The organism is Ramlibacter albus (assembly GCF_014297445.1).
GTDB lineage: Bacteria > Pseudomonadota > Gammaproteobacteria > Burkholderiales > Burkholderiaceae_C > Ramlibacter > Ramlibacter albus.
The window spans coordinates 115793-125606 of the sequence record NZ_JACORU010000015.1; the positions used below are offsets into that span (position 1 = coordinate 115793).

At 67.5% G+C, this 9814-nt stretch carries 10 protein-coding genes; 8 read left to right on the forward strand and 2 right to left on the reverse strand.

The annotated features are described in order from the left end of the window. Positions 1–13: 13 nt before the first annotated feature. The 7 genes from H8R02_RS27410 (at position 14) to H8R02_RS27440 (ending at position 6196) form a co-directional block, all read left to right on the forward strand. Positions 14–1645: an FAD-dependent monooxygenase gene (locus tag H8R02_RS27410; RefSeq protein WP_187084755.1), complete on the forward strand. Its 1632-nt coding sequence runs from the start codon at positions 14–16 to the stop codon at positions 1643–1645. Further along, the gene (locus H8R02_RS27415; RefSeq protein WP_187084757.1) at positions 1642–2040 is read left to right on the forward strand and encodes a VOC family protein; all 399 of its coding nucleotides are present in this window, start codon (positions 1642–1644) and stop codon (positions 2038–2040) included. Before H8R02_RS27410 ends, H8R02_RS27415 begins: the two co-directional genes overlap by 4 nt. Before the next feature lie 65 nt (positions 2041–2105). Next, a complete protein-coding gene (locus H8R02_RS27420; protein ID WP_255429598.1) occupies positions 2106–2834 on the forward strand; it encodes an alpha/beta fold hydrolase in 729 nt (242 codons plus the stop codon). 127 nt (positions 2835–2961) lie between these two features. After that, complete coding sequence (locus H8R02_RS27425) at positions 2962–3180, forward strand: hypothetical protein (protein WP_187084761.1); 219 nt, start codon at positions 2962–2964, stop codon at positions 3178–3180. Between the two features lie 166 nt (positions 3181–3346). Next, positions 3347–4687 carry a sensor histidine kinase gene (locus H8R02_RS27430; protein ID WP_187084763.1) on the forward strand — a complete coding sequence of 447 codons (1341 nt, stop codon included), beginning with the start codon at positions 3347–3349 and terminating at the stop codon, positions 4685–4687. 10 nt (positions 4688–4697) lie between these two features. Further along, positions 4698–5822, forward strand: coding sequence for a sugar ABC transporter substrate-binding protein (locus H8R02_RS27435; RefSeq protein ID WP_222622668.1), 1125 nt, complete (start codon positions 4698–4700; stop codon positions 5820–5822). Further along, complete coding sequence (locus H8R02_RS27440) at positions 5819–6196, forward strand: response regulator (protein WP_187084767.1); 378 nt, start codon at positions 5819–5821, stop codon at positions 6194–6196. Before H8R02_RS27435 ends, H8R02_RS27440 begins: the two co-directional genes overlap by 4 nt. 95 nt (positions 6197–6291) lie before the next feature. Here H8R02_RS27440 and H8R02_RS27445 read toward each other — a convergent pair whose 3' ends face one another. Further along, positions 6292–7287 carry an ABC transporter substrate-binding protein gene (locus H8R02_RS27445; RefSeq protein WP_187084768.1) on the reverse strand — a complete coding sequence of 332 codons (996 nt, stop codon included), beginning with the start codon at positions 7285–7287 and terminating at the stop codon, positions 6292–6294. A gap of 147 nt (positions 7288–7434) precedes the next feature. On the opposite strand from H8R02_RS27445, the gene H8R02_RS27450 reads away from it, so the two are divergent. Beyond that, positions 7435–8406 (forward strand): Bug family tripartite tricarboxylate transporter substrate binding protein, encoded by a 972-nt coding sequence (locus H8R02_RS27450; protein WP_187084770.1) that lies wholly within the window; start codon positions 7435–7437, stop codon positions 8404–8406. Position 8407: 1 nt separating this feature from the next. Here H8R02_RS27450 and H8R02_RS27455 read toward each other — a convergent pair whose 3' ends face one another. Next, positions 8408–9379, reverse strand: a complete 972-nt coding sequence (locus H8R02_RS27455) for a Bug family tripartite tricarboxylate transporter substrate binding protein (protein ID WP_187084772.1) — start codon at positions 9377–9379, stop codon at positions 8408–8410. Positions 9380–9814: the final 435 nt, after the last annotated feature.

Consider the following 9814-nt stretch of genomic DNA (forward strand, 5'->3'; position numbering starts at 1 on the left):
GGAGATACACCGCATGCCATCGTCATCCATCCAGTCCACGCAGGTGTTCATCGTCGGCGGCGGGCCCGCCGGCCTGGCCATGGCCCTCATGCTCGATCGGTTCGAAGTGCCCTTCGTGGTCGTCGAGCGCAGCGCGCACACCACCGACCACCCGAAGTCGCGCGGCTGCTGGCCGCGCACCATGGAGCTGTTCCGCCAGTGGGGTATCGAGCACAAGGTGCGCGCGCGCGGGTTACCGGACGGCACGGACGTGTTCGCCTACGTGGAGAGCATCGCCGGCCGCGAGTACGGCCGCACCATGCCCGAGCCCGACATCCCGTGCCGCACGCCGGCGTGGAAGGCGGTGGTGGCGCAGGACGCCGTGGAGGAAGAGCTTTACGCCGTCGTGCGCAACTCGCGCCACGGCAAGATCCTGTTTGCCACGGAATGCCTCGACTTCGACGTGGGCGAACGCGAGGTGACCGCAACCACTCGCAACGTCGCGACGGGCGAGGAGACACGCTGGCGCGCGAAGTACCTCATCGGTGCCGACGGCGCGAGCAGCTCGGTGCGGCGCAAGATCGGCATCGAATTCAGCGGCCCGTCGACGATCGCGGTGATGGCCAACGACTACTGGCGCGCGGACCTTTCGCGGCTGCCCATCGCGCGCGAAGCCGCGATGATCCGCGTGGTGCCGTCCAAGCCCGGCGTGCCGGTCGCGTCGATCCTCAACACCGACGGCAAGGACCGCTGGCTGACGGTGACGCAGATCGGCCGCACCGAAGACGAGCGAGCGCATCCGTGGACCGATGAGGAAGTCGTCGCGATGGCGCGCGAGCACACGGGCATTCCGGACCTCGAGGTGGAGATCATCAACCGCTCCACGTGGCGCGTGAGCCGCCAGGTCGCCAAGGAGTTCCGCCGCGGGCGCGTGTTCCTGGTGGGCGACGCCGCGCACCGCTTCCCGCCAACCGGCGGCTTCGGCCTGAACTCGGGCGTGCAGGATGTGCACAACCTCGCGTGGAAGCTCGCGTATGTGCTGAAGGACAGGGCTGCGGAACACCTGCTGGATTCCTATCAAGCGGAACGGCGTCCGGTGGCGGAATCGAACGCGGACTTCAGTTTCGCCAACCGCCTGAGGTTCGACCTGGTGGACCAGGCCATCCGCTCGGGCAACGAGGACCGCATCGCCTTCTGGATCGCCGACACGGACAACCACCTGCACAGCATCGGCCAGTCCTTCGGCTTCAGCTATGTGAGCGATGCGGTGGTGCCCGATGGCACGGTGGCCAAGCCGCTCAATTCGCGCGTCTACCAACCGACCGACAGGCCCGGCTCGCGGTTCCCGCACATGTGGCTGGACTCGGCGCGCAAGCGATCCACGCTGGACTGGTTCGACCGGCAGTTCGTGCTGGTCGCGGGGCCGCTGGGATATGAGTGGGAGCGCGCTGCCGCGGCGGCCGCGCAAGCCGCGGGCGTGGACGTGCAGTTCCGCCAGTTGCCGCGGATCGATCCTGAAGATGGTTTCCAGATGGGCATGCGCGGTGCGGCGCTCGTGCGACCCGACGGCCATGTCTGCTATCGCGCTGCATGGCTCCCGGCAGACGCCGCCAGCGAAGTGACGGCCGCGCTGCAGCAGGTGCTGGGCAGGGGCGCACGCGAATGAAGGCCGCGCCGCAGGTCTTGGGCATCCACCACTTCACGATCCGATGCACGCCGGCGCAACTGGAAGGCCTGAAGGCTTTCTACAGCGACGTGCTCGGGATGCAGCCGGGTCCGCGGCCGGCATTCGGCTTCCCGGGCCACTGGATGTATGTCGGTGAACAGGCCGTGGTGCACCTGGCAGCGATCTTGCGCGAGGACCACCCTGCGGAAGTGGCGTCCAGTGGATTCGACCACGTGTCGCTGCATACGCGAGGGCTGGAGGCGACGCGGCAGCGCTTGAAGTCCTTGGGCGTCGCGTTCGACGACGTGCCCGTGCCGGGGTGGCCGCTGCAGCAGATCTTCCTTCGCGACCCTGTGGGCTCGAAGATCGAACTGACCTTCGAGGTGCCCGAATGAATTTTGTCGATGCCAACGGAACGCGGACGGCTTATCGAGCGCAGGGCCGGGGCCCGCTGTTGGTCATGATCCATGGTGCCGAAGCGGACTCCTCGATGTTCGAAGCGCTCATGGGCGCACTCGCGATGGACTTCTCGGTGGTGGCCTACGACCAGCGCGATTCCGGCCGGACGGAGAACAGCGACACCGAGTATGGTCTCGTCGACCTTGCCGACGATGCCGCGGACCTGATCCGCAACATCGCAGGCGCGTCAGGCGCAAGCCGCGCGAACGTCTATGGCACGTCGTTCGGCGGCCAGATTGCGCAGGTGCTCGCGGCTCGTCATCCCGATGTGGTCGACCGCCTGATCCTCGGCAGCACCTGGCGAGTCGGCCGCCCCGTCGCCGAGGTCAACCCGCAAGCGGTGCAGGAGCTCGCGCGCCTGCGCACCGACGCGCAACGCAACGCCGCCGCGATCGCCACGTGGTTCTTCACGCAGGACTATCTATCTGCGCACCCCGAAGTGATCGAGATCTTCCGGGGAACGACGCGCAGCGCGGAGCAACAGTTGCGGCGCTCGCGCGTGCTCGTGAACCCGCCTTCGATCGACTTCTCGCGAGTCTCCGCGCGAACCTTGCTGATGGCGGGAACGCGCGACAGGCTCATTCCGCCCGCGGCCACGTTCGAACTGGCCAAAGACATCGCGAACGCACGACAGGTCGAGCTTGCGGGAGTTCCGCATGTCGGCCCCATCGAGGCGCCGGACCGCGTTGCGCAGGCCGTCCGCGCGTTCCTCGTGAAGACCGCTGAATGAGGAGGCCGGCGCGAGGGAACCGACAGTTGCCACCGCCCGCCACTCACTCCAGCCGTGTCCGTGCGCCTACAGACCCACCCCGGGATCGTGTCGAGACTGCGTCCATTCACCGACCAGGGAGAACGGGATGACAACCACCGTCCAGGCTTCTGACATCGCCCATGTGCGTGCGCAGCTCACGCTGCTGAGCCAGCGTGCCGACAAGGCTTTCGAGCGAGCCTTCGACCTGCAGCAGGCGGGCGCACCCAGCGATCGCGTCGACGCCGCGCTGGCCGAGGTCGTGCGGCTGCAGGACGCGGTGCGCGCTCTTCGCGAGCAAGTGCCGGAGCCGGCGCTGTTGCACTGAAGCCTGGGCGAGCAGTTTCCGGGCGCTGCGCGGGCGCCCGAACTTCGGCCGGCGGTCAACGGCGCAACGTTGTTCGTTCGTCTGCCGAGGCACCCCGCCAGCGCGGCCGTGTCTTATGATCAGTGACAGCTTGCCCCTGTCCACCCAACCCCTTGAAAGTCGATAGATGTTCGGCCGAACCCGGTTGGCGGTAGGCGTTGGCGCGGGCCTCACCATCGGCTTCCTGGCGCTGATCGTCATCGTGGGCACCACCATCTGGCTGGTGGAACGCGGCAACAGCCTCCTGGAGCAATCGGCCTTGCAGCGCACGATCCGCATCACGGCGGTGGAGCTGCGCGACCACCTGCGCACGGCGGAATCGAGCCAGCGCGGCTTCCTGCTGACCGGCAACGCCATCTACCTTGCCCCTTACGACACGGCCAAGACGCGGGCGCGGCAGGAGCTGGAGGACCTGGGCCGGATGATTCCGGCCGATGCGCCGAACCGGGCCATGCTGCCCCGGTTGTCGGAAGCCGTTGGCCAGAAGATCGCCGACATGGACTCCAGCATCGCGTTCAAAAGCGCCGGCCGCGACGCCGAGGCCATGGCACTCCTGCAGCGCAATCGCGGCAAGGCGCTGATGGATGAAATCAACGTTTTCCTTTATGGCGCGATCCTGAGCGCCGACGAGAACGGGACGCTCAACAGCGCGGAGCAGCAGCGCAATGCATCGCTGCTGCGCTGGATATCGGCGGGCGCCGCCGTGGTGATCGTCCTGGTGGTGTTCGCGGTGGTCCATACCGTCTACCGCAGCGCGCAGGAATTGAAACTCGCTCGCGACGAAGTACGGGCCGTCAATCTCACCCTCGAAGAACGTGTGAAGGCCCGCACGGCCGATCTTGCCCTGGCGCGTGAACGCGCGGAAGTGCTGCTGGCCGAGGTCAACCACCGCGTCGCCAACAGCCTGCAGCTGGTGGCGGTGCTGGTGCGGATGCAGATGCGCTCCGTCGCCGATCCGGCGGCCAAGGATGCATTGGCAGAAACGCAATCGCGGATCAATGCCATTTCGCTGATCCACAAGAGCCTCTATACATCCGGCGACGTGACGAACGTGGCGCTGAACGACTACCTGGGCGCGATGCTGGGCAACCTCGAGACGGCGATGAAGAAGGACGGCCACACCGCCATCCTCAAGTGCTACCTGGAGCCGGTGTCGCTGCGCACCGACGCCAGTGTCAGCCTGGGCGTGGCCGTGCAGGAACTGGTGACCAACGCCTTCAAATACGCGTACCCCGAGGACCAGCCCGGCGAGGTGCGGGTGCGGTTGAAGCGGCTGGAAGACGGCAAAGCCGAGCTGACGGTGGAAGACGACGGCGTGGGGATCGCGCCGAACACCCCGCATGCTGGCACCGGGCTGGGCAGCAAGATCATCCAGACGATGGCGTCCGCGCTGCAGACCCGGGTGGAATACATTAATCGCGCGCCGGGTACCGTCGCCCGGCTGGTGCTGACCACCGCGAACGTGTAATCACATGGTAATGAAATCTCGACTGGCTGCAGTTGCTGCGCTCTTGTGGCTCGGTGGCGCCGCGTTGGCCGCCGGCGGCGAGGGGCTGACGGTGCCCGTCAAGTTGCCGGCTTACGACCCGGCACGGCACGCCTGCAGGGCGCCGACCGCCGCCGGCTTGCAGAAGAAGCTGGTCTTCGTGCAGGACAACCGGCGCGAATTCATGCAAGGCGTGGGCCGCGGCCTCGAGGCCGCCGCGCGGGCGCGAGGCCTCGCCTACAGCGTTGCCTTTGCCAACAACGACCCTGCGCTCATGATCAAGCACGTGGGCGGCATCGCCACGGACAAGACGGGCGCCATCGTGGTGGCGCCGATCGACCCGCCATCGTTGGCCCCGGGCCTGAAGAAGGTGATCGGCGCGGGCGCCTATGTGGGGGCCATCGTGCCGCCGCCGGCGACTTCGGTGCTGAACGCACCGCAATACCTCACCGGCAAGGTCCTGGCCGATGCAGCAGCCCACTACATCCGTACGCGGCTTGGCGGCAAGGCCAAGGTCGTTCTGCTCACGCATGACGGCCTGCAATTCCTCGCGCCACGTTTCACGGCCATGCGGGACACGCTGCGCACCCTGCCCGGGGTGACGCTCGTGGCCGACATATCGCCCGCGACGGTCGACAAGGAGGGCGGCTACCGCACGATGAAGACCATCCTGCTCGCGCAGCCGAACATCGACGTGGTGCTCGGCGCGGACACGGTGGTGCTGGGCGCACTGGCGGCCTTGCGCGAAGCGGGCAAGGCGCGCGCGGACCAGTTCCTGGGCGGCATCGACGGCGAACCCGAAGCGGTGGTCGAAATCAAGAAGGGCGACGGCCCCTACAAGGCGAGCATCAGCCTGGCGTCGTCCATCTTCGGCTATGCGATGGGCCAGCACGCGGCCGACTGGCTGGAGGGAAAGTCCATCCCGCAGGCCATGGACATCCTGCCCAAGGCGCTCACGCGCAGCAACATCGCGGACTACGAGCGCGACACGGCCGACCCCGGCGCGGTATATGCGGACCCGGCGCGGCGTGCGTCGTACCTGAAGATGTACGGCAACATCTGTTTCGACACGCGCGACACCTACATCAACTTCCCGTGGTCTTCGGAGACGAAATGATGGCCGCCAACCCTTTCGTCATTCTCTACGTCGAGGACGACGCGTTGGTCCGCGAGACGTTCGCCGAGCTGCTCGCCGCCGCCGGGCGCCAAGTGGTGTGCGTCGCCGACGGCGCCGGCGCGCGCGAGGCGCTGCGCGAGCAGAAGGTGAACCTGCTGATGACCGACATCGAGCTGCCCGATGGCTCGGGCCTCGACCTGGCGCGCGAGGCCCTGCGGCACGACCCGGCGCTGCCGGTGATCGTCTGCTCCGGGCATGACTCGAGCCAGGCCGCCACCTCGCTCGGGCCTACCGCGCATCCGCTGAGGAAGCCCTTCGACCTCGACGAACTGGAGGCGCTGGTCGATCGGCTGGCGATTCGTCCACCGGCCTGATCGCGACGTACGCGACGCCCGGCGCGCGCTCGAAGTGCGGGACGATCTCCATGGACGAATCGCGATCGGCCGGCGCATGGCCGCCAGCGCACGGCTCACTCGACCACCTTGTCCGCGCGCATCAGGAGCGTGGACGGTACCTGCAGCCCGATCTGGTTCGCGAGCTTCAGGTTGATGACCAGCTGGAACCGGGTCGGCTGCTCGATGGGCAGGTCCGCGGCGTTCGCGCCTTTCAGGATGCGGTCGACATACGCCATCGAGCGGGCAATGAACTCGACGGAGCTCTGCCCGTACGTCATCACGCAAGCGTCGTTGGCCATCTCGGCGATCCCGCACACGCTGGGGATGCCCGTCTCCACCGTCATCCTCCCGAACAACGCGCGAGCCTGCGACGTTGCCCCACTCAAGGCCACGAAGACGGCATCCGGCTTCTCCTTCCGGACGATCTCGACCGAGCGCGAGAAATCCGATGTGCCGGTTCCTTCCGCGAACACGAGCACGACGCCGCGTTTGGCGGCGAAGCTGCGAACGGCAGCGCCCCATGGATTGGTCCAGTCCGGTTGCACGCCGACGAAAGCGATGCGACGCGCCCTGGGAACGAGTTCGAGCAGCAGCTGCATGCGCTTTTCTTCCGCACCGGCACCCACGTCGCTGACCAGGCCAGTCACGTTGCCTCCGGGGTGCGCCAGGCTTTGCGCGAGACCCGCGGCGACGGGGTCCACGCTCGCCCACATGACAACGGGAATGCTGCGTGTTGCCTTCACCGCGCGAAGCGCTGCGTTGGTGCCGGCAACCACGATCACATCCGGCCGGGTGCGCACGACATCGGCCATGACGGCTTCCTGCTCTTTCGGGTCCATCCCGAGCAGCGAGCGAATCTCGAGGACGAGATTGCGCCGTTCCACATAGCCCAGCTTGTTCAGCTCGCGCAGGACCAGGTCTTTCACCAGGCGCACCGCTGCCTCAGTCAAGTACTCGACCACCGCCACGCGATGGATCCTCGAGGGGGGCTGCGCCTGTGCGCCGGCGGTGCGCATGACGAGCGCTGCGACGAGTGCCGCGATTGCGGGAGTTGCATAGCGTCTTTGCATTCACGCCCTCCAGGACCGCTCGAGGCGGTCAACTTGACACCACGGCAGTGCCGTTCGTCGGTGCGGTTCCGCACTATCCCATCGGCGTGCGAAACCGTACACAGGCCTGCATCCGGAGCGCCTACTCTTTCAGCAGGAGGGCTTCGTATGCAAAGACGACACGTGCTCCCGCTCCTGGCCGCTACCCTCGCCGCACCTTGCGGCGCGTTCGCGCAGGCGTACCCGGTGCGCCCCGTGCGGCTCATCGTCCCATTCCCGCCGGGCGGTGTCTACGACTCCATCGGGCGCCCCTGGGCCGACTCCATGAAGCGCATCCTCGGCACCGTGGAGATCGAGAACCTCGGCGGCGGCGGCGGCTCCGTCGGGGCTGCCGCGGCGGCGCACGCGCGGCCCGACGGCTACACGCTGCTGCTGGGCGGCACGCTCACGCACGTCAACGAGATGCTGCTGAAGGCCAAACCTCTCTACGACGCCGCAAAGGACCTGGAGCCGGTTGCGGGCGTGGCGGTGAGTTATCTCGCCATCGCGGTCCATCCGACCTTGCCAGTGCGCACGCTGCCGGAGTTGGTCGATTACGCGAAGAACCGACCTGAGCTCGCGTATGCGCACGTGGGCATTGGCTCATCCAACCACCTGACGGGAGAGCTCTTCAAGTCGATGGCCACGCTGCCGCGCCTGGTGGATGTGCCATATCGCGGGGCCGGCCCCGCGCTGGCGGACATGGTGTCGGGCCAGGTGCTGGTCGGCATCGCGGGCGTCACCGGCAATGTCCTCGAGTTTCACCGCACGGGCAAACTCCGCGTGCTCGCCGTCACGAGCAGCCAGCGGCTGGCCGCGGCGCCGGACATTCCCACGGTTGCCGAGATGGGCTACGCCGGGCTCGCGGCGCCGGGCGCGCTCGGGATACTCGCGCCCGCGGGCACCCCGAAGGACATCATCGATCGCGTCGCGAGCGCGACCCGCAGCGCGGTCGCCGAGCCCGCGTTCCAGAAGAGGCTGGTCGATGGCGGGTTCGAGCCGATGCTGGATTCGGGCCCCGACGAGTTCCGCAAGGTGTTGGCGGCCGCCGTAACCCTGTGGAGCCCCGTGGTGAAGCGGCTTGCCCTGAAGATCGACTGACTCAGTCGATCGGCTTGATGTCCAGCTCCTGCGCCAGCCGCACCCACTGCGACGCATCCGACTCCACCTTGCGCTTCATCTCGGCGGTGCCGGCGACCGCGACTTCCATCGCCATGCCGGCCAGCCGCTCGCGCACATCGGGCATCGCCAGCACCTGCTCCATCGCGGAGGACAGGCGCGCCACCACGGCGGGCGGGAGATTGGCCGGCCCCATCACGCCGAACCACTGCTCGTAGTCCATGCCGCGGATGCCCAGCTCGGCGAACGTCGGCACGTCCGGGTACTCCGCGTTGCGGCGCTCGCCCGTGACGGCCAGCACGCGCAGCTTGCCGGACTTCACGTGCCCGCCAGCACTGGCCATCGTGGTGATCATCGTCTGCACGGTGCCGCCGATCAGGTCGGTGATGGCGGGCGCGGATCCGCGGTACGGCACGCTCACGAACTTCAGGCCGCTGCGCGCGCGGAACTGGTCCACGACCACGCTGCCGGTGCCGGCGATGGCCATCGTCATCTTGCCCGGCTGCGTGCGGGCGTACGCGATGGCGTCAGCGCCGTTCTTCGCTTCGAACGCGGGGTTGGCCACCCAGAACGCAGGGCAGCGGCCGACCAGCGAGACGGGCGTGAAGTCCTTCACCGCGTCATACGGCATCTTGCGCGTGTAGATGGGTGTGCTGGTGTGGAACACATCCACGAGCACGAGCGTGTAGCCGTCCGCGGCGGACTTCGCCACCGCGTCCGCGCCGATGATGCCGCCTGCGCCGCCCTTGTTCTCGACGACGACGTTCTGCTTGAGGACTGCGCCGAGCTTCTCGGCGACCTGTCGGCCGATGCCGTCGGAGCTGCCGCCTGCGGGGAAGGGGATGACCAGGCGTACGGGTTTGGTGGGGTAGTCCTGGGCGAAGGCGGGGAGGTGCAGCAGGGTGAGGGAGCCGGCGGCCAGGAGGTGGCGGCGGGTGAGGCGGGGTTGGGGCATGAAGGTACCTCGGGATGCGATGCGGCATTCTGCGGGTGGGTTGGGGAAGAGACACCTCGGGCAAGCCCTGCTACGTGCGTGCGTGAACTTGAGGGCGAAGCGACGGGCGAAGTCTGGGCGGCTGCTGCTGGCCGGCACCGGCTGCTCACCTCCAATGCCCGAACGACCGCACCCAGTCTGAAGCTGCCGCCTAGGCAACGTCTCTCTCGCAGCAATACCAGACCTAGCCTTCCACACAGTTCGCGGCAAGCGCGGAGGGCTGACTTCTCGGATCACATGTGAACTCACTCGTCGCACAAAGTGACTACGCCTGTTGATGTCCCGGGGAGTGGTGTAAGTTTTTAATGTCTTCAAGGCGCGAAGGGCGTAGCCCGTAGCGCCTGGAGAGGCATCAGAGGTCGACTCCTGAACGGGGGTGGCCATCGTGAGTCCGGA

Coding starts and splice junctions, on each gene's coding strand:
- H8R02_RS27410 (WP_187084755.1), top strand. CDS start 14: ATGCCATCGTCATCCATCCAGTCCACGCAGGTGTTCATCGTCGGCGGC.
- H8R02_RS27415 (WP_187084757.1), top strand. CDS start 1,642: ATGAAGGCCGCGCCGCAGGTCTTGGGCATCCACCACTTCACGATCCGA.
- H8R02_RS27420 (WP_255429598.1), top strand. CDS start 2,106: ATGATCCATGGTGCCGAAGCGGACTCCTCGATGTTCGAAGCGCTCATG.
- H8R02_RS27425 (WP_187084761.1), top strand. CDS start 2,962: ATGACAACCACCGTCCAGGCTTCTGACATCGCCCATGTGCGTGCGCAG.
- H8R02_RS27430 (WP_187084763.1), top strand. CDS start 3,347: ATGTTCGGCCGAACCCGGTTGGCGGTAGGCGTTGGCGCGGGCCTCACC.
- H8R02_RS27435 (WP_222622668.1), top strand. CDS start 4,698: ATGAAATCTCGACTGGCTGCAGTTGCTGCGCTCTTGTGGCTCGGTGGC.
- H8R02_RS27440 (WP_187084767.1), top strand. CDS start 5,819: ATGATGGCCGCCAACCCTTTCGTCATTCTCTACGTCGAGGACGACGCG.
- H8R02_RS27445 (WP_187084768.1), bottom strand. CDS start 7,287: ATGCAAAGACGCTATGCAACTCCCGCAATCGCGGCACTCGTCGCAGCG.
- H8R02_RS27450 (WP_187084770.1), top strand. CDS start 7,435: ATGCAAAGACGACACGTGCTCCCGCTCCTGGCCGCTACCCTCGCCGCA.
- H8R02_RS27455 (WP_187084772.1), bottom strand. CDS start 9,379: ATGCCCCAACCCCGCCTCACCCGCCGCCACCTCCTGGCCGCCGGCTCC.